The sequence below is a fragment of the Sphingobacterium chungjuense genome (genome assembly GCF_011316935.1).
Classification (GTDB): domain Bacteria; phylum Bacteroidota; class Bacteroidia; order Sphingobacteriales; family Sphingobacteriaceae; genus Sphingobacterium; species Sphingobacterium chungjuense.
Genome location: NZ_WLYS01000008.1, coordinates 37029 through 62496 on the forward strand (window position 1 = coordinate 37029; position 25468 = coordinate 62496).

General features: G+C 43.8%; 15 protein-coding genes. 14 read left to right on the top strand and 1 reads right to left on the bottom strand.

What is annotated here, in order from left to right; all coding sequences use genetic code 11:
• Window positions 1-9: 9 nt before the first annotated feature.
• A complete protein-coding gene (locus GKO22_RS15440) occupies window positions 10-2235 on the top strand; it encodes a xanthine dehydrogenase family protein molybdopterin-binding subunit (protein WP_240920335.1) in 2226 nt (741 codons plus the stop codon).
• Here the strand turns inward: GKO22_RS15440 and GKO22_RS15445 are convergent.
• Window positions 2222-3358, bottom strand: coding sequence for a cysteine desulfurase family protein (locus tag GKO22_RS15445; RefSeq protein ID WP_166336620.1), 1137 nt, complete (start codon window positions 3356-3358; stop codon window positions 2222-2224). The two genes, GKO22_RS15440 and GKO22_RS15445, sit on opposite strands and share 14 nt — an antisense overlap.
• Window positions 3359-3471: 113 nt before the next feature.
• Between GKO22_RS15445 and GKO22_RS16595 the strand changes: the two genes are divergently transcribed.
• The 13 genes from GKO22_RS16595 (at window position 3472) to GKO22_RS15510 (ending at window position 25466) form a co-directional block, all read left to right on the top strand.
• Window positions 3472-3639 carry a hypothetical protein gene (locus GKO22_RS16595; RefSeq protein ID WP_206367921.1) on the top strand — a complete coding sequence of 56 codons (168 nt, stop codon included), beginning with the start codon at window positions 3472-3474 and terminating at the stop codon, window positions 3637-3639.
• A 115-nt stretch (window positions 3640-3754) separates the two neighbouring features.
• The gene (locus GKO22_RS15455; RefSeq protein ID WP_166336558.1) at window positions 3755-3904 is read left to right on the top strand and encodes a hypothetical protein; all 150 of its coding nucleotides are present in this window, start codon (window positions 3755-3757) and stop codon (window positions 3902-3904) included.
• A 347-nt stretch (window positions 3905-4251) separates the two neighbouring features.
• Entirely contained in the window at window positions 4252-4911 is a 660-nt protein-coding gene (fsa, locus tag GKO22_RS15460) for a fructose-6-phosphate aldolase (protein ID WP_166336622.1), read from the top strand.
• A 224-nt stretch (window positions 4912-5135) separates the two neighbouring features.
• Window positions 5136-6974, top strand: a complete 1839-nt coding sequence (locus GKO22_RS15465; RefSeq protein ID WP_206367922.1) for a sialate O-acetylesterase — start codon at window positions 5136-5138, stop codon at window positions 6972-6974.
• 72 nt (window positions 6975-7046) lie between these two features.
• On the top strand, window positions 7047-9152 hold the full coding sequence (locus GKO22_RS15470; protein WP_206367923.1) for a glycoside hydrolase family protein: 2106 nt from the start codon (window positions 7047-7049) through the stop codon (window positions 9150-9152).
• A 3-nt stretch (window positions 9153-9155) separates the two neighbouring features.
• Entirely contained in the window at window positions 9156-10775 is a 1620-nt protein-coding gene (locus tag GKO22_RS15475) for a glycoside hydrolase family 43 protein (protein WP_240920336.1), read from the top strand.
• Between the two features lie 83 nt (window positions 10776-10858).
• A complete protein-coding gene (locus tag GKO22_RS15480; RefSeq protein ID WP_206367924.1) occupies window positions 10859-13504 on the top strand; it encodes a glycoside hydrolase family 3 C-terminal domain-containing protein in 2646 nt (881 codons plus the stop codon).
• 268 nt (window positions 13505-13772) lie between these two features.
• Window positions 13773-16268, top strand: a complete 2496-nt coding sequence (locus GKO22_RS15485; protein ID WP_166336626.1) for a glycosyl hydrolase 115 family protein — start codon at window positions 13773-13775, stop codon at window positions 16266-16268.
• 39 nt (window positions 16269-16307) lie between these two features.
• Window positions 16308-17726, top strand: coding sequence for an MFS transporter (locus tag GKO22_RS15490; RefSeq protein WP_166336628.1), 1419 nt, complete (start codon window positions 16308-16310; stop codon window positions 17724-17726).
• Window positions 17723-18886, top strand: a complete 1164-nt coding sequence (locus tag GKO22_RS15495) for an endo-1,4-beta-xylanase (protein ID WP_240920337.1) — start codon at window positions 17723-17725, stop codon at window positions 18884-18886. The genes GKO22_RS15490 and GKO22_RS15495 overlap by 4 nt, the downstream gene beginning before the upstream one ends.
• An 8-nt stretch (window positions 18887-18894) precedes the next feature.
• Entirely contained in the window at window positions 18895-19914 is a 1020-nt protein-coding gene (locus tag GKO22_RS15500; RefSeq protein WP_166336630.1) for a glycoside hydrolase family 43 protein, read from the top strand.
• A gap of 25 nt (window positions 19915-19939) precedes the next feature.
• Window positions 19940-21991, top strand: a complete 2052-nt coding sequence (locus GKO22_RS15505; protein ID WP_206367925.1) for an alpha-glucuronidase — start codon at window positions 19940-19942, stop codon at window positions 21989-21991.
• 376 nt (window positions 21992-22367) lie between these two features.
• Window positions 22368-25466 carry a SusC/RagA family TonB-linked outer membrane protein gene (locus GKO22_RS15510; protein WP_166336632.1) on the top strand — a complete coding sequence of 1033 codons (3099 nt, stop codon included), beginning with the start codon at window positions 22368-22370 and terminating at the stop codon, window positions 25464-25466.
• Window positions 25467-25468 lie beyond the last annotated feature (2 nt).

A 25468-nucleotide genomic window follows, 5' to 3' on the forward strand; every position in this document is an offset into this window, starting at 1 on the left:
CGTAGTATCATGAGTATGTCGGAATCATATTATCTTAAACAGCAAGATACCGAAGGTAGGGTAGAAGCACGGGCTAAAGTGACGGGAAAGGGTAAGTACGCCGCGGAGTATACCGTCGATAATCTCTGTCATGGCGTGTTGGTTGGTAGCACCATTCCTTCTGGAAGGATTATAGCTATTGATACCGAGCAGGCTCGTCAAGTGACGGGTGTTATCGATTGCCTATCGCATCAAAACAGACCCCTTATTCCGGGATTTTCCAGCGCTGAAAAGATCAAGGAGTCCGGTTTTGGGTTACCTATATTTCACACCGACAAAATACATTTCAAAGGACAGCCAATCGCATTAGTAATTGCCGAAACGTTGGAAGAAGCCTTGTACGCGGCAGCATTGGTGAAGGCAGAGTACGAAGAAGCGGAGTTTGATATAGACTTTGATAAAAAAAGACAGGAAATTGCATTACAGGAGAGCGGAAAAGAGCGCGGTACTCTTGAAGCCTGGAAGCAGGCGAAACACGTGGTGGAGCAATCCTATTCCATCAAGGCAGAAGTACATCATCCGATGGAGATGCATGCTACCATCGCAGCATGGACGGCAGAAGGACATTTGGAATTGCACGATAAAAACCAAGGAGTAAACAATGTACAGCAGGTATTAGCGGGTTTGTACCAGATACCAAAAGAGCAGATTCATGTCGTCAGCGAATACGTGGGTGGCGGCTTCGGCTCGGGTTTACGCGTATGGCCACACGTATTGGCTGCTACTATGGCTGCCAAACAGGTGAATCGACCGGTCAAAATCGTACTTACGCGTCCACAAATGTTTGTGTCTACAGGCTACCGTCCAGCTTCCTGGCAAAGGATACGTATAGGTGCTGATGAACAGGGTCGTTTATTGGGCATACACCATCAAGCGATGAACGGCACCTCAACCTATGAAAACTTTAATGAAGGTATTACGCGTGTTACACGGCTAATATATGATTTTCCAAATCTGAAGGCAGAATCAGCCACCGTACCACTCCACATGAATACGCCTACCTGGATGCGCGGACCTGGCGATTGTACAGGTGATTTTGCAGTAGAGAGCGCTATTGACGAGTTGTGTTACACGATGCAGAAAGATCCTGTGCAGATTCGCTTAGATAATATTGCTTCGGTGAATCACCCCGACAATAAGTTACCATGGTCCACCCATTTTTTAAAAGAATGTGTAACGCAAGGTGCGAAGATGATTGGATGGGAGAAGCGTAGTAGCCAGCCAAGAAGTAGGACAGATGGCGATTGGCATGTGGGATATGGCATGGCGGTCGGTATGTGGAATGCTAGCCGAGGTAAGGCAAGCGCAGCTATTCGCATGACTGGCGACGGCCATATGGTCGTACAAACAGCGATGACCGATATCGGTACCGGAACTGGAACAGGTATGTTGAATATAGCCCACGATGTCACTGGTATTCCAAAGCATCAGATCCACATTGAGTTAGGGAACTCCAATTTGCCTCCTGCACCAAGTCAGGGCGGTAGTACCGGTATGTCTTCCGTGAGTGGAGCCGTAGTAGCGGTGAGTAACGCGCTAAAATTGCAGCTGGCACAATATGCGGCAAAGAGTAACCCCGGCTTTAATGGTGTATCAGCGGATGAAGTGATGCTCTCCGCGGATAGTATCACCTTGCCCGACAAAGCGAATGTACGCATAGCATACACCGATCTCTGGGCAAATAATCTATTGGGACAGATTCATGTAGAGGCTACTTCCGAGCCAGGCGAAGAGCGGAAGAAATATGCATTTTGTTCCTCTGCGGCTCACTTTTGTCAGGTGCGTGTACACCAAAAAACCGGTAAAGTCAAGATCGACCGTATGGTTTGTGTGGCAGATGGAGGGACGGTTATTAACCAACGTGCCGCTGCGAACCAAATGTCGGGTGCGGCAGTGGGCGGTATCGGGATGGCTTTGATGGAAGAGCAATTTGTGGAGCATAAATTGGGCGGACTTATTGCAGATGACCTAGCTGGCTATCACTTTCCTGTTAATGCGGATGCTCCGATCGTGGAGGTGGCATTTATTGGCAAGCCGGATCCGAATATTAATCCCAGCGGCGCAAAAGGTTTAGGCGAAGTGGGCATCATTGGCACGGCGGCGGCGATTTCAAATGCGATTTATAATGCTACAGGTAAGCGCTTGCGTGATTTGCCGATGACGCCAGATAAAGTATTGTTGGCTACGCCATCCTGATCTGGCGCACCACGCTGCTAATCTTTTGCACTGCGGTATCAATTTCTTCCTTGGTGGTGAACCTGCCTAAACTAAAACGGATCGTACTCAGTGCCTGTTCGTGAGACAGTCCCATCTCCAAAAGCACGTGGGAAGGCTCAATGGTCGCGGCGGAGCATGCAGATCCATTAGATACTGCGATCGGACCCAATGCCCGAATCAGTTGCAGTGCATTTACGCCCTCAAATGAAATACTTGTCGTCGTATAAAGACGATGAAGGATATTCCCGTTCACCACGGTTTTTTCGATCTGCAACAGGTTGTGTTCCAAGCGATCTCGCAATTCGGTAATACGATATGTATCTGCTTGCATATCCTGTAGACAGATTTCTGCCGCTTTCGCTAATCCGATAAGACCTGGCACATTTAAAGTGCCACTGCGTAAACCGGATTGCTGATTTCCACCATGGATCTGCGGATCGATTCTCGGTGTCCCAGACCGGATATACAATGCGCCAACACCCTTCGGTCCGTAGCATTTATGTGCAGAAATTGTTAAAAAATCTACCCCTAATCTATCCACTTCCGTCTGCATTTTTCCAAACCCCTGTGTCGCGTCGCATAGTAAGCAAGCCCCTTGTGCATGCGCTAGTGCCGCTATAGAGGATATATCTTGTACCACCCCAGTCTCATTATTGACCAGCATGGCGCAAACTAATGCCGTCTGGGTAGAAATCGCTTTTTCCAATGCTAACAGGTCGCAACGGCCATCTGGTTGTACTGGTAGATAGGTAATCTCATACTTTTGTAGTGCTTCCAAATACAGGCAAACGTTTAAGACGGCTTCATGTTCGGTGGCGAGTACCACAATTTGCTGTCTTTCCGTTGTTACGATTCCTTTCATCGCCAAATTAATGGATTCGGTGGCGCCAGATGTAAGAAGGAGCTCGTCCTGATGGCAGCCGAGTGATTTTGCGAGTATGTTCCACGCATGCTCAACGGCCTCCTGAACAACAAGCGCCGCTAAATGAGGACTGCTTGGGTTGGCATACGTGTTCGAAAAGTAAGGTATCATCGCTTCTACTACGCGCGGATCGACCGGAGTAGTTGCATTATGATCCAGATAAATAAGTTTCTCGCGCATATCGTACAAATGTAGGTAAATATGTTCTGCAGTGGGCTAACTTGTAAAAATGGTAGTTTTTTCCGTAAAACATATCATTCTGAAGTTTCATTATATAATATATTTGAGTTTGGATGTTTTTCAATCTACCCCATAGAGAAACGTTCGATGTTGGAAGAGAAAAAATAGAAGATACGATGGAACCTGTATGCTGTTTTGCCAACGTCACCAAAGATGGAGCCGATATCTACGATCCAATCCAAGCACCGGAATTCATTATCAATACGATAGCAACCGAATAGGTTTGTCAAAAGAAAAGATCACTATCTGACTGGCACGAATGGGAGGTGGCTTTGGTTTGCGTGCTTACGGTCACCATTTGGTAGAGGCAGCCGTGAAGAAATCGAGGTACATTTTGTGGATAATGGAAAAAATCCTACGGGGATGGGCGAACCATTATTTCCTCCGATGTTCGGCGCCATTGCCAACGGTCTCTATGATGCCATCGGAAAAAGATTCTATGTACAGCCATTTATCAACAGCTCTATCGAAAAAGGGAACGCTTAAATCACGTGCGCCACTTTTTTCGGATTAGTATTACTTTCTGGTTTGCTGCAAATGACGATAATTAGAGTTGCGTCGAAATATCAAAAAAGTTTTGAATGTCTTCCTTACAATGAGTCGTTTACGTATGATTTATCATGTCTCGAACAGCATTTTTATGTGCTCATATTATACATAATTATCCTTATTTTCTTCAAATATCTCCGTGGCCACTTCGGTAAATATGTAATTTTAGGGTATCAATTATAGGGTATTTTTTTATGATAAAGCTGTCGTTATACCCTAGCCTGTAAACGCTAATTATAAGCATGAAGTTGTTTGTCGATATAACCAATTTGAAAATAATAAGTATGAAGTTTTTCATAGATACAGCCAATTTGAAAGATATCAAAGAAGCACAAGATTTAGGCGTATTAGATGGTGTGACGACCAACCCATCACTTATGGCCAAAGAAGGAATAACTGGATCGGATAATATTACTCAGCACTATAAGGCTATATGTGATATTGTAGATGGAGATGTGAGTGCAGAGGTAATAGCCACAGATTACCATGGCATGATCAAGGAAGGTTTGGCATTAGCCAAGCTAAACGATAAAATTGTCGTTAAAATTCCAATGGTCAAAGATGGCGTAAGGGCGCTTAAGTATTTCTCTGAAGCAGGGATCAAGACGAACTGTACTTTAGTGTTCTCCACAGGTCAAGCTTTGTTAGCAGCAAAAGTAGGAGCCACTTATGTATCTCCTTTTATTGGGAGGCTAGATGATATTTCGACAGATGGGTTAAGTTTGATTAGGGATATTCGCTTGATTTTTGACAATTACGGCTACAGCACACAAATACTTGCTGCATCTGTCAGGCATTCCATGCATATTTTGAATTGTGCTAAGCTGGGTGCCGATGTGACGACATCTCCGTTATCCGCGATTACTTCACTGCTGAAGCATCCTTTAACAGATGCTGGTCTGGCGGCATTCTTATCGGATCACAGAAAAGCGGCTGGAAACTGATACCATTACAAATCTAGTATTTAAAGAGCGATGGGAAATGGTTGCCATCAATATTCCCAAAACGACGGGAGTGCACGACGATTATTTCGTGTTTCACAGCAAAGCTCGTAAAAACCCTGCTTATTTTAACTACTGGAAACTAGGGAAATAAGGGTTTGGTCATGCAATTATATACATATATGCAACACATAAGCAAGAAATATATCGTAGTAATATTGTTCGTTATGTATACCGCATACCATGCTAGTGCGGCTGTTAGGTTGCCATCCTTAGTTAGTGACCGTATGGTGCTGCAGCGCGACACCGAACTAAAAATATGGGGCTGGGCTGATCCGGAAGAAAAAGTGACCGTACGTTTTGGTGGAAACCATTACTATACGGAGGGGGACAAAGACGGCAAATGGATGGTCAAAATTCCTGCACAGAAAGCTGGTGGTCCTTTTATTATGGAGGTCAATGAACGGATCATTCGAGATATCTTAATTGGAGATGTATGGTTGTGTTCGGGGCAGTCCAATATGGAGACACCGATTGCTCGTTTGGTAGAGCGCTATCCAGAGATTCCACTATCTAATCAGCATATGATCAGATATTTTAAAGTCCCTACTCAAAATAGTATAGAAAAGCTGCAAGATGATATCGCGCCGGGTGGGCAATGGTTTTCTGGCGTGGCCTCTGATGTGATGAATTGGACTGCTTTAGCCTATTTCTATGCAAAAGCGTGTTATGCGCACACGGACATTCCGGTAGGAATGTTGGTTTCCAGTCTTGGTGGATCGGCTATCGAAAGTTGGATCAGTCAGGAGCACTTGAAAGAATTTCCCCATTTGCAAATCGATCAAAATGCATTAGATAGCCTTCGGATTTTTACAGAAGATCAAGGTTTATTGCAATGGACGAGAGAAGATTGGGATGATTCAAACTGGAACGAAACGCAGGTGCCTGGATTATGGAGGGCAACGCCCAAATTAGCTTCCGTTCGTGGCGTCGTTTATATGCGAAAAACATTTGAAATGCCTGCGACGATGGCAGGTCGACATGCACGTGTTTTTTTAGGCACTTTAATCGATAGTGATTCTGTCTTTGTGAATGGCCGATTTATTGGGTCGACTTCTTATATGTATCCCCCAAGAAAATACGATATCCCAGCAGGTGTGTTACAAGCAGGTCGAAATGTAATTACCGTTCGATTGCGAGCAAATAATGGCAATGGCGGTTTCATTGATGGTAAGAAATACTATGTGCAGAGCGATGACGTGCAGGTGGATTTAGCTGGTAATTGGAAATATCATATAGGCCTGGATCTCACAAAGGCGAAGCCGTATTTAGATCGGTTGTCCAACAGACGATCCGCTGGATCAGGGCTTTTCAATGGTATGATCTATCCGATTCGAGATTATCAATTCGCTGGAACCATTTGGTATCAAGGAGAAAGTAACGCTGGACAACCTCAATATTACAAAACCCATTTGAAGAATCTGGTCATGAATTGGCGCGCCCTACTTGGAAAGCCAGATCTGCCTTTTTTACTGGTGCAGTTGCCCAATTTCATGGAAAAGAGGGAGCAACCTTCTGAGTCAGGATGGGCAGCTATTCGCGAAGCGCAGCAACAAGCATCCAGAGAATTACCTTTTACCGCTTTAGCGGTGACTTATGATACGGGTGAGTGGAATGATATTCATCCTTTGAATAAAGAAGATATCGCCAAGCGCTTGCTGTTAGCTGCGCGAAAACTCGTGTATGGAGAGCAACTGATAAGTTCAGGGCCTGTCTACAAAAGTATGAGAGTGGATGGTGATCGTATTGTTCTTCAATTTACCGAAATAGGCAAAGGGCTTCATACGCGTGACGGACAACGATTGAGACATTTTGCGATAGCTGGTAAGGATAAGAAGTTTGTATGGGCAGAAGCCGTCATCAAAGGAGATAAGATTATCGTTCGTCATGAAGATATTCGGGAGCCAGTGGCAATACGCTACGCATGGAGTGATAATCCAGAAGATGCCAATTTGATGAATAAGGGAGGGTTGTTAGCTTCTCCTTTTCGTACCGACAATTGGTAAATAAAGAAGTGCCAAGCAGCTTTTGATAGTGAGACTGCACGGCAAAAAACAAATAGAAAAACCTAAAAGAAGATGATGATAAAACTAACAGGCGGCAAGAAAAAGCAGTCATTCTTTTACATGATGGCAGCAGCAATGTTGTTCTCTACGACGAACCTTAACGCGCAGCAACAAATAAAGGAGCGCATATCCCCGCAGCAACGATTTGTACATACTAGTCCAGGCAATCCCTACCTTCCCTTATGGGAGCATGTTCCAGATGGAGAACCGAGAGTTTTCGAAGATCCGGATAGACCGGGGAAATACCGTGCTTACATCATCGGTTCGCATGATCTGAGAATGGATAGTTATTGTGGCCCGGATATTCGGATGTGGTCTGCGCCAGTCGAAGACCTAACAAGTTGGCGAGATGATGGCCCCATTTTTACGTATGAAATTGATGGACAGTGGGATGTGATGTATGCACCCGATCTGGTGGAGGTAAAACAAAAAGATGGAACAAAAGAATACTACTTGTATCCACACAGCAGAGGTGCGAATAGAGAAGCGATGGTCGCGAAGGGAAATCGCCCCGACGGGCCATTTACACCAATAAATTTAACAGAAGACGGTCGCAAGACCTTGCCGGGAAGTATGATCGGTTTCGATCCGGCGGTGTACATTGATTACATCACAGATCCTGCCGATCCTGATTACGAAATTGGATTTAGAGCTTATGTCTACTGGGGTTTTCAGCGGTCGTTAGCCGCTGAATTGGATCAAAAGACCATGTATTCTGTACGTCCAGGAACGAAGATAATTGATCGTTTTATACCAGCAAGTGCCAGATATGGCGAGCTCCGCGATCCAGAAGGAACTTCCTTTCCGCATATTGCAGAAGGCGAAGACTTAGGTGCGTTCAATTTCTTTGAAGCGTCTTCTATTCGCAAGGTTGGTAATAAGTATGTCTCTGTATACAGTGGCTATTCTGGGCCGGAATACGGCATGACTAGCTCGAACTCTACCTTACGTTACCTCGTTGGAGATTCTCCGCTTGGGCCGTGGAAAAGTGGCGGCGTATTGGTCGATTCTAGAGGGCCCGTATTGAACGAAAACGGAACAGCGCTTCAAGGTACCAATGGCGGTCATAATACCCATGGAAGTATAGAATTGATCAACAATCAATGGTATGCTTTTTACCACAGACCACCTCGCAACTTTGGGTTTGCACGTCAGGCTGTTGTCGCTCCCATCCATGTCGACTGGGATGAGAAATCCGTGTCGGAGGGCGGGACGGTACGCATTCGAGCATTCGATCCATACGGTCAAAATGAACAATGGACTGCTAAAGACAGTCAAGGAAAAGAATACCCAGGTGCAGAAGTGACTTCCGAAGGTTTTCATATGTACGGATTAGATCCTTACCAATATTACTCAGCAGGTTATGCTAGCTATCTATCCGATGTAGGCAGTCAACAAGACTCTTGGGATATTTGGGATAATCATATGCCTATCCATGTTAAGGATGGACATATCATCGGTTACAAATATTTTGGTTTTGGTGGCTTAGATAAAGATAAGTTCGGGTTAAAGGCTTTCCGTGGTACGAAAAAAGGAAATCAAACGGCTTTTAACCTATTTCTAATTCCCAAGACAAAAGAAAGTTTCAAAGTAAATATCTGGCTAGACGGTCCTTGGGACAATGCTACTTGGAAAGGAACTAAACTAGGCGAAGTGATTGTTCCAGCTAATGCCAACGATCAAGAAGCGCAGTTTGCCATTGACGTATCTAAGTTTGTAGATCATCTCGATAAAAAGCATGCTATTTTCCTAGTGGCTGAAGGAAGTGGTGATAAAGTGCTTTTCGAGTTGAGTGGATTGGGGTTCAGCGCTAAAAAAGATAAATTGCATCGACCAATTGTACCTCAAGTAAACATTCAAGTGAACGGAAAAGCCATTGAGGTACCTCAAACGCCAGTACGATCTACTTATGAAAATGGTATTGTCGGGTATGATCTGTATCAAGCCAATGTAGCACTGGCTGCTAACGAGCAAATGCCAAAAGTAACCGCTTCTTCAGATAGTAAAAAAGTGAAACTATCCGTAGAACAAGCCAATTCTACATCAACACATGCCGTAGTTAAGGCCGATTTTAATGGTGTAGTCAAGACATATCAGATCGTTTTCGAAAAGAATTAACGTATGATTATAACTTCTAGCATGGTGATCAAAAAACGAAATACACTAGGAAAAGGAATAGCTTTCATCGCGATGGCTATTTCTTTACAGATCAGTCCGTTATTCGGGCAAGGATCGGTAACTAGCAAAGCGACCAATCCGATTATCTTTTCGGATATGCCTGATTTATCGATGATTCGTGTTGACGACACTTATTACATGAGCAGTACCACGATGCACATGAATCCCGGTTTGCCTTTGATGAAATCAAAGGATTTAGTCAATTGGGAACTGTTTGGTTATGGTCACACGACCTTGCAAGATATGGATGAACTGAACTTAGATAATGGTAAAAACGCGTATGGCAATGGAACATGGGCAAGCAGCCTTCGCCATCACAATGGTACTTTCTATGTGAGCACATTCGCTCAAACTACAGGTAAAACCTACATCCATATCACTAAAGATATAGAAAATGGACCTTGGGAAGTCCAGGAATTTGAACCGATGATGCACGATCACACCTTGTTTTTTGAAGGAGATAAGATCTATATGATATGGGGTGGCGGAAAATTGAATATCGTCGAGCTGAAATCAGATTTTTCTGGTATAAAGCCAGAAACGCAACGCGTTTTACTTGAAAATGCAACCCTTCCTAGCACCGCAGCTGGCACAAAAGGCGGCTTACCAGCGGAGGGATCACAGCTATTCAAGGTGAATGGTAAGTACTATTTATTTAATATCTCGTGGCCTCCGGGAGGTATGCGTACGGTGATTGTGCATCGCGCGGATAAATTAGAAGGCCCTTATGAAGGTCGCGTCGTATTGCAGGATCAAGGTGTGGCACAAGGCGGATTGATTGATATGCCCAACGGCGAATGGTATGCTTACCTGTTTCAAGATTATGGTGCTGTAGGCCGTATACCATTCTTAGTTCCAGTAAAGTGGGAAGATGGCTGGCCTGTTTTAGGAATCAATGGGAAAGTACCCTCCGAATTGGATCTTCCAGCTAATAAAGGTTTGATTCCGGGTATTGTAAACTCCGATGATTTCTCCCGTAAAGAAGGAGATGCGGCATTGCCTTTGGTTTGGCAATGGAATCATAATCCCGTAGATGAGCTCTGGTCTGTCACCGCAAGAAAAGGATATCTTCGGCTAAAAACTGGACGAATAGATCAATCATTCTTACAAGCCAGAAATACCTTAACACAACGAACCATTGGCCCCACTTGCGTAGGATCCACAGCGATTGATATCTCCCATATGAAAGATGGCGATTTCGCAGGTCTTTCTTTGCTACAGAAAAATTATGGGTTATTGGGCGTTCGTATGAGCGGTAACGAGAAGCATTTGGTGATGATCAATGCGACGACAGGCACGCCAGAGGAGGTGGCGACTGTAGCAGTGAATCAAAAGATAGTATATCTAAAGGCCATGTGCGATTTCACCAATAAAGAAGATGTGGCGACCTTCTATTACAGCGTAGACGGAAAAGCGTGGCTGCCGATTGGTACAGCGTTGAAAATGACTTATACCTTACCACACTTTATGGGGTACCGTTTCGGATTGTTCAATTACGCAACTAAACAAGCGGGCGGATACGTAGATTTTGACTTTTTTGACATCCATCAATCAGAACATTAAAATCAGATGTATTCAGATTTTTAGGGGCAGATGTTTCGCATTTTTCAGGTAAAGCTGCCCATTCGATATATAAAACAATAGCTATGAGAAAAATATTTTTAAGTGCATTAGGACTATTAGGATTGTTATTTAGTCAATGCAAATCTACTCATGATCATTATGATCACCCCTTCCAAAATCCAGATTTATCGGTCAATGAGCGGGTAGAGAATCTATTGCAACTCCTCACACTGGAAGAAAAAGTGGGGTTGATGATGAATGCTTCTAAGCCAGTGCCACGCTTAGGAATCCCTGCGTATGACTGGTGGAATGAAGCATTACACGGTGTAGCCCGTTCGGGAAAAGCTACCGTGTTTCCGCAAGCCATCGGAATGGCAGCAACATGGGATGAAAATAACCATTTAAAAACCTTTGAGATTATTTCTGACGAGGCGCGCGCTAAGTACAACAAATCCTCGGAAGAGGGAGAGCGTGGTCGATATTATGGGTTGTCGTTTTGGACTCCAAACATCAATATTTTTCGTGATCCAAGATGGGGGCGTGGTCAGGAAACTTACGGCGAGGATCCTTTCTTGACCACTAGATTAGGATTGGCTGCGGTAAAAGGACTTCAGGGTGATGATGAGCATTTTTTCAAAACGCATGCTTGCGCCAAGCATTACGCCGTGCACAGCGGTCCGGAATGGAATCGACATTCCTACGACGCCACCGTATCAAAGCGCGATCTTTGGGAGACCTATCTACCTGCATTTGAAGCCTTGGTAAAAGAAGGAAATGTGCAGGAGGTCATGTGCGCCTATAATGCCTTCGAAGGTGAACCTTGCTGTGGAAGTAATACGTTGCTTTCCGATATTTTGCGCAATCAATGGGGTTTTGAAGGTATGGTCGTGTCGGACTGTTGGGCAATCAATGATTTTTATGAAAAAGGCCATCACGAAACCCATGAAAGTGCAGAGGCAGCAGCTGCCGATGCGGTAATCACATCCACAGATCTAGAATGTGGTAGTACGTATGAAAACCTATTATTAGCGGTAGAAAAGGGTTTGATTTCCGAAGATCAGATTAATACGTCTTTGAAGAGAGTTTTGCGCGGTTGGATCGAGTTAGGTTTATTTGACCCAAAAGGTACAGGGCCATGGGATGATCTGCCCTACAGCATCGTCGCTTCTGCAAAACATCGCGAACAGGCACTGGATGTTGCGCGCCAATCGATGACTTTGCTTAAAAATGAAAACCATACCTTACCACTTAGCAAGGAGATTAAAAAGATAGCTGTGGTAGGCGCCAACGCTACGGATAGTTTAATGCTATGGGGCAATTATAATGGTACGCCAACTTCCACCGTGACGATATTAGAAGGCATTCGTAAAAAATTGCCTAACGCTGAAGTAATTTATGAAAAAGGTAGCGATTTGGTGGATCCTTGGGTAAGAAGCTCTCTATATGGATCATTCCAAACCTCGAAAGGTGGAGAAAAGGGATTACTGGTAGAGTTTTTTAATAATAACGGCTTAGAAGGAAAGCCAGTACGTACGGTCACCAACGATTTGGGCATTGAATACAGTAACCGCGGTGGTACTGCTTTGGCTCAAGATGTGAATATGGAAAACACCTCGACACGTATCAGCGGATTATTCGTTGCGCCCTATACAGGAGAGATCGTTTTCAAAGCGAATGCGTACGATGGTTATGTATTAAAGATTGATGGCAAAGAAGTCGCTAAGCGTACGGGTGCATCCGCTATACAGGGAGAAGAGTATGCGATGCAGGTGCAGCAAGGAAAATCATATGCAGTCGAGATGGAGCACCGTCAAAAAGGGAAAATTAATATTATTGGCCTGTCGGTATTTAAAAAGGAAAAGGCTGAGTTTTCTGGCCTTACCGAGCGATTGAAAGATGTAGATGCGATTGTCTATGTGGGAGGTCTTTCGCCAAAGCTGGAAGGAGAGGAGATGTTTGTAGATTATGCAGGTTTTCGGGGCGGCGATCGTACTTCTATAGATTTACCTCAAGTGCAAAGAGATCTATTAGCGGCCTTGCGCAACACTGGAAAGTCAGTCACGTTCGTGCTTTGTACCGGTAGTTCGCTCGCCCTGGAGCAAGATGAGAAGAATTACGATGCACTACTGTGTGCTTGGTATGGTGGTGAAGAGGCTGGAACCGCAGTAGCCGATGTTTTGTTTGGAGACTACAATCCAGCCGGTAGGTTGCCCGTTACGTTTTACAAAACTTTGGCGCAGCTGGATAATGGGCTTACGCAAACAGGAGATGCTGCCAAACAAGGTTTTGAAAACTATGATATGCAAGGACGTACGTATCGCTACTTGAAGAGCCAACCACTCTACGCTTTTGGACATGGCTTAAGTTATGCTACATTTAGCTACGGACATGTAGCGCTAAAAAATAATAGGATCGATGGTAAAAAAGGATTGCAGTTCGCTATCCCGGTCAATAATACGTCCGATAAACAAGGGGAAGAAGTCGTTCAGGTATATGTGAAGCGCTTAGATGACCCAAATGCGCCGATCAAGTCCTTACGCGCATTTACTAGAGTGCCGTTTAAAGCGAAACAACAGAAAAAAGTGGAAATCAATCTAACATCAGATGCATTCCAATTTTACGATGATGAGCTGGACGCCGTGCGTATCAAAGCAGGCAGATACCGTATTCTTTATGGCGGGAGCTCCAGTGATGATCAACTCAATAGCCTAGAAGTTGAAGTGATCTAAATCTCTCTTTGCCGATAGATCATTTATCCCCATAAATGAGAAGCCTCCATCCTGCATATGATTTGTATGCAGAATGGGGGCTTTGTCTATAGAAGTGACTCCATAGCATCTCTTTAAAGCCTTCTTTATACATTTTTACTGGTTTATAAAACAAATGTATCATCTACAGAAAAGCAGTTCCACTAATTTTACATCACTGATACTCGTCGATATGCGTTGATGGGCTACGATATTATAAACTTTTAAGTAAACCTACCTATTATATTACATGACGTACCTTAGATACTGTACTGTCCTGCTTTTGCTTTTTTTGAGCAAATCGACTTTCTCTCAAGAAGTAGAAAGTATTCGTTTTGTAGTAGATGAAGCGAAGCACGGGTATATGCCACTTGTTCAAGACGGTCAACCAGTTCCTGTCTTGGCCAGTCAGGAGGATTGGCCTGGTGTACAGCGAGCGGTTCGCAACTTGAGCGATGATTTTCAAAGAGTAACGTCACATACTCCTACCAAAGTAGCTGGAAAATATAGCATCATTATTGGCACACTAGGTCATTCGCCACTCATCGACCAGTTGGTGCGAGATCGTAAGATTGATCATACTGCCCTGTCTGGGAAAAACGAAAAATTTTTGATCCAAATAATCGCACATCCGATCGACGGCGTCGACTCAGCACTTGTTGTTGCTGGTAGCGATAAGCGAGGTACTATTTATGGTATTTATGAATTATCAGCTCAGATTGGCGTATCGCCATGGTACTACTGGGCTGATGTGCCTACCGCAAAAAAAGAACAACTATTTGTCAAACCAGGCATATATACGCAAGGTGAACCCGCCGTACGATACCGTGGTATATTTCTGAATGATGAATATCCAGCACTCACACGTTGGGCAAATCATACATTCGGCGGCTATAATAGTCAGTTTTACGAAACCGTTTTTGAATTAATCTTACGGCTGAAGGGCAATTTTTTGTGGCCTGCTATGTGGGGCAACGCATTTTATGATGACGATCCAAAGAATGGGGCTTTGGCTGATGAGATGGGGATTGTGATGAGCACATCTCATCATGAGCCCATGGCACGAGCGCAAGCCGAGTGGAAGCGCTATGGCAACGGGGGAGCGTGGGATTACGCCAGTAATAAAAATGGACTTCAGGAATTTTGGAAGAGCGGGATGCAGCGTACGAAGGATTGGGAAACCATCGTAACCATTGCCATGCGCGGTGATGGAGATGAGCCGATGAGTGATAATCAAAACATTAGTCTGCTAGAAGATATTGTCCGTGATCAAAGAAACATCATAGAAGAGGTCACGGAAAGTAAAGCCGCAAAAACACCGCAAGTGTGGGCGCTTTATAAAGAGGTACAAGATTACTATGACGCTGGGATGCAAGTTCCGGATGATGTGACGTTGCTGTTTTGCGATGATAACTGGGGCAATGTGCGAAAGGTACCAGCGCTTAATCAGCAGCCTAGAGCGGGAGGTTATGGTTTGTATTATCACTTTGATTATGTGGGAGCCCCGCGCAATACCAAATGGTTGAACGTTAGTCAAGTATCTCGTGTATGGGAGCAGATGAATATTGCTTATGAGCACGGCGTTGATCGAATTTGGGTAGTGAATGTGGGTGACTTGAAACCCATGGAATATCCTATTTCATTTTTCTTGGATATGGCTTGGAATCCAAAGCAATTTGAGCCATCCAACCTGTATCAGCATACAGTAGATTGGTGCGAGCAGCAGTTTGGATCTACCTATGCTGCGGAGGCGGCACGGCTGCTAGATACCTACACCAAATACAATCATCGCGTAACTCCCGAGTTGTTGAATCACAAGACGTATAGTTTGGAGCATTACAATGAGTTTGAAACCGTCATGGCAGCCTATCAAAATCTGCTCATGGATGCTTTTCGACTATATCATGTTTTGCCCACCGGATACAAAGATTCATTTGACCAGTTGGTGCTTTTCCCGATTCAGGGGATGTCCAACCTATATGATCTATATTTTGCCAAAGCAAAAAATGATTTTTATGCAGCAAAGCAGGATATAAAAGCCAATTATTGGGCCGATCAAGTCAAAGCGAGTTTTCTGCGAGATTCCTTGCTCACCCAACATTTCAACACCCTATCTAATGGAAAGTGGCAATACATGATGGATCAGGTGCGCATTGGTTACCGGAGCTGGAACAATCCACCCCATAGCATCATGCCTACTGTAAGCTACATTGACAGCACAGCAGCAGGCAATTCCAAAATTTTCTTAGAACAGGATGGTCATGTCTCTATCGAAGCCATGAATTTCTTTCAGGCGAATCACTCTGGCGCCGTGAAATGGACGGAGATCCCCAATTTGGGAAAGACTGCTTCTGCGCTTACTACCTTACCCGTGACCGCAGCGATCAATGATGATCTGTATCTCGAATATAAAATTAATACAAAATCCATTGGCCAAGCCAAAATAACGGTTTTGACATCGCCCACATTGAACTTCAACGCCAATCGCGGTTTGCGGTATGGTATCTCCATCGACGGTAAGGATGAGATCATCATAAACATCAATGGGCACTACCGCGGTGAGCTAGGCAAATGGCAGGCAGAAAGAATTATTAATAATGTTACTGAACATCATATCGCGCATCAAGGTGAACATACCATTAGAATCCGTCCGCTAGATCATGGCATCTTGATACAAAAAATAATGCTTGACTTCGGTGGTCTGCTACCTTCTTACTTAGGAGCACCCCAGAGCAAACAATTATAGACTACATAAAAAATAACCGTAAAAAGAGCAAAGACATCAATGAATTTAGATTTGAAACAGGGAGTGGAAACAAAAGGATTTTATAAGCTTTCGCAAATCCAGCGGATAGGTTTTGGCTCAGGGGATCTGGCTCAAAATTTGATTTATCAGACAGTTTCCATGTATCTGCTGCTGTTTTACACCAATGTATTTGGTATTTCTGCTGCGACAGCAGGAGTGATGTTTCTGATCGTTCGGGTTGTAGATGTGTTGTGGGATCCTATGGTTGGCGCGTTTGTCGATAAGAACAATCCTAAAAATGGGAAGTATCGATCTTACCTGTTGTTCAGCGGTATTCCGCTTACTGGATTTGCTATCCTGTGTTTTTGGAACGGTTTCTCTGGCTCACTTACCTACGCCTACATCACCTATGTTGGGCTTTCTATGCTGTACACCTTAATCAATGTGCCCTACGGTGCCTTAAACGCATCGTTGACAAGAGATACTGACGAGATCACCAAACTTACTTCCACGCGTATGTTTATGGCCAATCTTGGCGGCTTGGCCGTTGGTTATGGCGTACCTATTGTGGTGCAATATTTTTCTCCAGACGGCAAGATCAATTCGCAAGTTTCTGGCGAAGCATGGTTTATCACGATGACGATCTATGCTATTGTGGGCTTGTTCTTATTGATTTTTTGCTACACGCAGACGAAAGAGCGGGTAGTGATGGACGAAAAGGAAACCGAAAATGTCAAGGTTTCTGACCTCTGGACGGAGTTTCGGCGCAATAAACCTTTACGGGTGTTGGCCTATTTTTTCATCACCGCCTTTGCTATGATGGCCATTGGTAATTCCGCTGGCTCTTACTACATGATATACAATGTGCAGACCCCGGAGATGCTACCTTATTTTATGGCGCTGGGATCGATTCCAGCTTTTATTTTCATGCCATTAGTCCCCGCGATCAAACGCGCCATTGGCAAAAGACAACTGTTTTACCTGTTTTTGAGCATTGCCATTTTTGGAATGATCCTACTTTATGTGATTTCGATTGTCCCTGCGCTCAAAACACAGATATGGTTGGTATTAGTGGCTCAGTTTATTAAATCTAGCGGCGTGATCGTAGCCACCGGATACATGTGGGCATTAGTACCAGAAGTGATTTCCTATGGTGAACATACGACAGGTAAACGCATTTCTGGAATAGTCAACGCTTTGACGGGCATTTTCTACAAAGCAGGGATGGCATTGGGAGGTGTAGTTCCGGGTTTGGTGTTGGCTTTCGTTGGGTTTGATCAGAAAAATACCATACGGCAATCGGCATTTGCGGAGCAAGGTATACTCTGGTTAGTGGCTGTTATTCCTGCTTTGCTCTTGATTTTAGCCCTGTGGATTATTTCCAAATATGACCTCGACGACGAACTTATGGATCAAATAAATTACGAGATCGAATATCGCTATAAAGACCAAATATGAAAATAAAAATGAAGCGCGTAAAGACAATCCTTTTGACAACCTTGGTAGCTACGGCATTGGTGTATGTGGGTAACAGTTCTATTTTACCTAGCAATGAACCTGTCGTTTTGAAAGAGGCATTCCAAGGTCGATTTTACATCGGGACGGCATTGAATCTAGATCAAATCTGGGAACGAGACCAAGAAGCTATTGCTTTGGTAAAGCAACAGTTTAATTCTATTGTTGCCGAGAATTGTATGAAAAGCATGTATCTCCAACCACGAGAAGGGGAGTTCAATTTTACGGATGCAGATCGCTTCGTCGAGTTTGGCCAGCAAAATAATATGCAGCTCATCGGGCATACGCTAATCTGGCACTCTCAAGCGCCTAGATGGTTTTTTTCTGACGAAAATGGACAAGATGTATCTCGTGAGGTATTGATAGAAAGAATGCGAAGCCATATTCAAACGGTGGTATCTAGGTACAAGGGAAAGATCGCTGGCTGGGATGTCGTGAATGAAGCGGTGTTAGACAATGGAGCTTACCGTAAAAGTAAATTCTATCAGATTATTGGAGAGGATTTTATTCCACTTGCATTCCAATTTGCGCATGAGGCAGATCCAGATGCCGAGCTATATTACAATGACTATTCCACAGCAGTTCCGGCCAAAAGAGACGGTATTGTGAAAGTTGTAAAAAACATACAAAAACATGGAGCGCCTATCCATGCCATAGGAATGCAAGAACATCAAGGCTTTGACCACCCGAAATTGGATGAATTAGAGAAAACGATTTTAGATTTTTCAGCAACAGGAGCGAAGGTCATGGTGACAGAGCTTGATGTGTCTGTATTGCCTCATGCACGTGAAAACATCGGTGCCGAAATCACTGAAACCTATGACTACAAAAAAGAACTTAATCCATATGCGGAGGGGTTGCCAGATAGCATCATGAATAAGTTAGGCGAACGATACGTCAGTTTTTTTGAGCTATATCTTAAGCACAGTGATAAGATCTCCAGAGTCACATTATGGGGCGTGGCAGATCAGTATTCCTGGAAGAATGGCTGGCCAGTTCCTGGGAGAACAGATTATCCACTATTGTTTGACAGAGCATTCAAACCAAAGCCATTTGTACAACAAATTGTCGATTTAACTCGGAATCCAAATTCCACAAAATAAAACACCGCATGAAACAACAACCTAGATATTTATTTCCCGAAGATTATATGGCAGATCCATCTGCACATGTTTTTGAAGATAAAATATACATTTATCCCTCGCACGATTGGGAAAGTGGAAAGCCAGAAAATGACAATGGTGATCATTTTGATATGAAAGATTATCATGTTTTCTCCTTGGATAGCATAGACGGAAAGGTTACCCATCATGGAGAAGTATTGCGTGTAGAGGATATCCCTTGGGCTGGCAGACAATTATGGGATTCAGACGTAGCACATAAAGACGGCAAATACTACCTCTATTTTTCGATGAAAGATAAGACCGATATTTTTCGCATCGGCGTAGCAGTTAGTGATCGCCCTTCAGGTCCTTTCACGCCTTTAGATACACCTATAGATGGAAGCTATAGCATAGATCCCTGTGTATTTTGCGATTCTGACGAACAATACTACATGTATTTTGGAGGTATTTGGGGCGGTCAACTCCAATACTATCGAAATAATAAGCTGAATGCCGATGTCAACTTACCATTATTTCATGACCATTCCCTTTCGCCGAAAGTAGTTCGTCTTTCTGATGATATGCTTTCTTTCGCAGAAATCCCGCAGGACGCCCTTATTATAGACGAAGCGGGAAATCCACTCAAACAAGGCGATACGGAACGTCGGTTTTTTGAAGCCTCGTGGATGCATAAATACCAAGGCAAATACTACTTTTCTTATTCAACAGGAGATACACACTTGTTATGTTATGCCATCGGAGATAATCCGTACGGCCCTTTTACTTATCAGGGCGTTATTCTGACTCCGGTAGTGGGGTGGACTACCCATCATAGTATCGTTGAGTTTCAAGGGAAATGGTGGCTTTTCTATCACGATTGTGTCCCCTCAGCAGGGAAGACATGGTTGCGAAGTATGAAGGTGGTCGAATTGGAATACGATGATCAAGGCCGTATAAAAACCATCGAGGGGCAGCAAATAGATAATCTGGAGAGCAGCACTATAGAACAGTTACACCGCAAAAGTTAAGAGTTTAATTCTTTATAAAATAGCTATGCGTTTTTACAAAATACAGTTGCTGATGCTGCTTATAGCACTTATTTCGACAGTATCGCTACAGGCCGAAGATGGCAGTCAACTCTGGCTACGCTACGATCGTGTTTCGAAGGAAGTCGCTGCAAGAAGGACTATTTCGAATCAAAGTAATCATGTGTCTGCTCAGCTGGCTGCGCAAGAATTAGCAGATTACTGGTCGGGACAGCATGTAGAACTCGTCTTGGATAATCAAAAGCGGGACCTAAAAGACGGCTTTCAAATTAATGGCAACCACGAAAAATTACATGTTATTGCGTATCAACCGGTGGGTTTGTTGTATGGGGCATATCATCTACTCCAAAAGCAACAGATGGGTAAAAAGATCTCTGATCCCATTGCTATTGCTGAAGTACCTACGTTTGATCTTCGGGTATTAAATCATTGGGATAACTTGGATCGCACCGTCGAACGCGGTTACGCAGGTCATTCCCTTTGGCTGTGGGAAGACTTGCCTAGCAAAATATCCCCTCGCTATGAGCACTATGCCCGGGCGAATGCGTCGATAGGGATTAATACCGTTGTCTTAAACAATGTTAATGCATCACCACAAATACTTACGGCCGCTTACTTGGAAAAGGTAAAAGTGCTGGCAGATGTATTTCGCCCGTATGGAATTCAAGTTTATTTGTCTGCTAACTTTTCATCTCCGGCCATTATTGGTGGACTATCAGATTCGGATCCATTACGCAAGGAAGTGCAAGATTGGTGGTCATTGAAGGCGAAAGAAATCTATGCCTTAATACCAGATTTCGGTGGTTTTTTAGTGAAAGCTAATTCCGAAGGGCAGCCAGGTCCGCAGGATTATGGACGTACGCATGCTGATGGAGCCAATATGCTAGCCGATGCATTAAAACCATTTGGTGGAATCATTATGTGGCGAGCATTTGTCTACAATCCCACTATCGAAGATAGGGCAAAACAAGCCTATTCGGAATTTGTACCGCTGGATGGCAAATTTCGAGACAATGTCATAGTACAAACAAAAAATGGCGCGATCGATTTCCAACCTCGCGAACCTTTTCACCCCTTATTTGGTGCGATGAAAAAATCCAATCAGATGGTCGAATTTCAGATTACACAGGAATATCTCGGTTTTTCGAATCACTTGGTGTATTTAGCACCGCTGTTTAAGGAAACTTTGGATGCAGACACCTACGCGCACGGTGCAGGAAGTACAGTCGCAAAGATGACCGATGGTACTTATCATGCACAGGCAAAAAGTGCTATAGCTGGTGTGGCAAATATCGGAGAGGATACCAATTGGACGGGCCATCATTTTGCGCAAGCGAATTGGTATGCATTTGGCCGATTGGCGTGGAATCACACGCTTAGTTCATCGGCAATTGCCGATGAGTGGATACGGGCTACTTTCAATAACGAAGAAGATTTTGTAACACCGGTAAAAGAGATGATGCTTACATCTCGTGAGGCCGCCGTAAATTATATGATGCCTTTGGGTTTGCACCATATTTTTGCCTTCGATCATCATTACGGACCCGAACCTTGGGGCGATATCGCTGGAGCGAGACCTGATTGGATGCCTTGGTATTATCACAATGCGAGTTCCGATGGGCTGGGTTTTGATCGTACTAAAACTGGGAGTAATGCCGTAGCACAGTACAATCAGCCTTTACGTGACATATATAGTGATGCAGCCACTTGTCCAGAAACACTTCTTTTATGGTTTCATCATTTGCCATGGTCTTATTCAATGCGCAATGGCAATAGTTTGTGGGATGAGTTGTGTTATCATTACGATGCGGGAGTGCAGGAAGCCAGAGATTTTCAAAAGCAATGGAATGGTCTCGAAGGTTATGTGGATAAAGAGCGTTTTAGTGATGTTCAGCAGAGATTGGCTATCCAGGCGCACGATGCGGTCTGGTGGAAAGACGCTGTCCTGCTGTATTTTCAGACATTCTCCAATCAACCTATTCCCTCTGGTGTAGCGCAACCTATACACAGACTAGAGGAGCTAAAGAAAATTAAACTACATCTTAACCATCACAATTGATAGCAAAATAATGGCATGCAGATGAACTTCCCGAGAGGATTAACTATATATTTTTTCTGTTATGAAATATTTAATTTATCAATCACTTCCACGTGTATTCACTATTCGGCTCCCTGTAGTGGTATTTTTTCTACATACAATGCAACCGTTTGCATTGATTTATGGTGTAAATCAAGAGTTTGCTTCAAAAATTATCTATCGGAAAGTGATCTGTTAAAAAAGGTAGACGCGGTTAATCATCTGAGCTAAAGAGGAAGTTTTTACTTTCTGAAGTAAAATAACTGTCCATATAGAATCAAATATACTAACACAATTATGTGACTTCGGCTAACCCAATACAGTAGTAACCTAATAAATTATAAACCTTAATTCATACATGATGAACAAATTACAAACCTTTATGTGTAGGGTCCTCGCCCGATGCTGGCGACCCGATAAGAAGATGAGCTTGTTGCTGTGCGCTGTACTGATGAGTGCTGGTGCGCTTGCGCAAGGAACAGTGAGCGGCACAGTTTCCTCTAAGAATGGAAAGGCCCTGCCAGATGTTACCGTCAATGTAAAAGGGACTAATAAAAGCTCCTTATCCAATTCTACAGGTCGCTATACTATCGAAGCCTCTGTAGGCGATACCCTAGAATTTATCAACGTGGGGCTATCACGTCAAACTGCGATCGTAACTAGTATCAATCGACCGTTAAATGTTGTTTTTACAGATGACGACATTGCAGTGGACGAGGTGGTCGTGGTAGGCTATGGTACGCAACGCCGCGAGGCAGTCACGGGCTCGGTATCTTCGATAGGAGGAGACGCCATGCGCGATGTGCCTTCAGCCAACATCACACAAGCATTACAAGGCCGCTTGCCGGGTGTACAAATGTCGCAAACTTCGTCGCGACCAGGCGCCACGACGCAAATACGTATTCGGGGAACACGTTCGCTAAACGCAAGTAACGATCCTTTGATCGTATTAGACGGAATTCCATTTACGGGATCTATCGGAGACATTAACCCCAATGATATTAAGAGTGTGGATGTATTAAAAGATGCTTCTGCAACGGCGATTTATGGATCTCGAGGTGCCAATGGCGTTATGCTCGTAACGACCAATACCGGAACGTTGGGACAACCTGCCAGAATCTCCTACAATAGCTTTCAAGGATTTCAAAAAATTTTTTCCAAATACCCGATGATGAACGGTCCTGAATTCGTAGAACTGCGTAGAGCAGCTGGTATGTTTCCGAATAATGGAGTGGACGAATCTGATGATGTCGACACCGATTGGCAAGACCTGATGTATCGTACGGGGTATAATGTCAGTCAAGATCTAGGCGTGTCGGGAGGAACAGAAAAAGGCGCCTATAACTTTGGTGCCGGCTACTACAAAGATCAGGGTGTATTACCTCTTCAGGGATATGATCGTATCTCGCTGCGCGGATCCGTGGATCAGCGTATCGGGGATTATATTCGTGTCGGTATCAATACGAATACCAATTATAATGTCACTAGAGGACAACATGTCGGTTTAGGCTTATTGAGCAACTCCCCAATTGCCAACCCGTATAATCCTGATGGAAGCTTTAAACGTACGATTCAGATGCCACTAAATGAGAACTGGGTTTCTTCGCGGTCCATAATTGAGGGCTTGAGTGACGAATGGCTCAACGAAACACGCGCATTCGCAACCTACAACGCTCTGTTTGGAGAAATCGCTATTCCAGGAGTAGAAGGCTTAAAATATCGCGCGAATTTAGGGCTGGATTATCGGCAGAACAACGGTGGTTGGTTTACTGGCGAAGGTATCAATAACATCAACCCCACATCGCCATCTACCGCAGGAATTAACAATTCGCACATCTATCATTATGTGATCGAAAATCTCTTGACCTACGACAAAACGTTCGGATCAAAGCATAATTTGAACTTGACCGCATTGTATTCTGCCGAGGAAAATCAGTTCGTACGATCCGAAATGTCTGGTAGAGATATTCCAGCATCCGCATTTCAATTCTATAACATTGGCCAGGCCTTAGGCGAGATCATCGTTAATCCAGATGGTCAAGTGTATGAAAAGTGGGGTCTGCTCTCGTATATGGGGCGGGCGATGTACTCCTACGATGATAAATATATGTTAAGTGTTACCATGCGATCTGACGGATCGTCCCGCTTAGCTAGAGGTAGAAAATGGCACACCTATCCAGCGGTTTCGGCAGGATGGAATATCGGTAGAGAAACTTTCATGGAGAATGTGTCTTGGGTCGATATGCTAAAGCTTCGTGTCGGTTATGGGCAAACGTCTAATCAAGCCATTAATCCCTATGCTACCTTAGGAAGATTGTCTACAAGACCATATAATTTCGGTGCTGACAATTATGATGTCGGTTACTTCGTGTCACAATTGCCTAATCCGCAATTAGGTTGGGAGTATTCACAGACTTATAACCTAGGAGTTGATTTTACCCTATTGAATGGTCGTCTTTCGGGTACGGCGGAATACTACGAAACGTATACACATGACCTGTTGCTAAATCTAAGAATGCCCGGTTCTACTGGAGTAGAAAGTTACACTGCAAATGTAGGTAAAACTCAAAATAAAGGTGTTGAATTTGCCCTTAATGGGGTTATTGTGGATAATAAAAACGGATGGACTTGGGAAGCAGGAGTCAACTTTTATCGTAACCGAAACAAGTTGACGGAATTGGCATCTGGACAAACAAGAAATGAAAATAACTGGTGGTTCGTTGGCCATCCAATCGATGTAATATACGATTACAAATACAATGGCTTGTGGCAAGAAGGAGATCCGCATCTGGATATTTTAGAACCAGGAGGAAATGTCGGGATGATCAAAGTAGATTACAACGGCGGGTTTGATGAAAATGGCGTTCCAACACGTCCGATTGGTCCAGATGACCGTCAGATTATCGATATGCAAACCAATTTTATGGGCGGTTTTAACACAAGTCTTGCTTATAAAAACTTTGATTTCAGTGCTGTAGGTATGTTTCAACAAGGTGGTGTTTTAATTAGTACGCTCCATTCTGCCTCGGGATACCTCAATCTGATGACGGGTAGAAGCAACAATGTTCAGATAGACTATTGGACTCCAGAAAACACGGGAGCACGTTATCCGAAACCAGGAGGCATCATGAGTGGTGATAATCCCAAATATGGTAATTCCTTGGGGTATTTTGATGCCTCTTATTTGAAGATTAGAACCATGACGCTGGGTTATAACTTTAATGATTCACCATTCATTCAAAATGTAGGAATAGATCGTTTGCGTATGTATGTCATGGTTCAGAATCCATTCGTATTCTTTTCTCCATTTAATCGTGCAACAGGTATGGATCCCGAAACTAATTCATTTGCAAACGAAAATACAGCTGTAGCTTCTCACCAAAGTCGTTTGCTAACGATAGGGACAAACGCCCCAGCCACGCGCTCATTTTTGTTTGGTGTTAATTTGACCTTTTAATA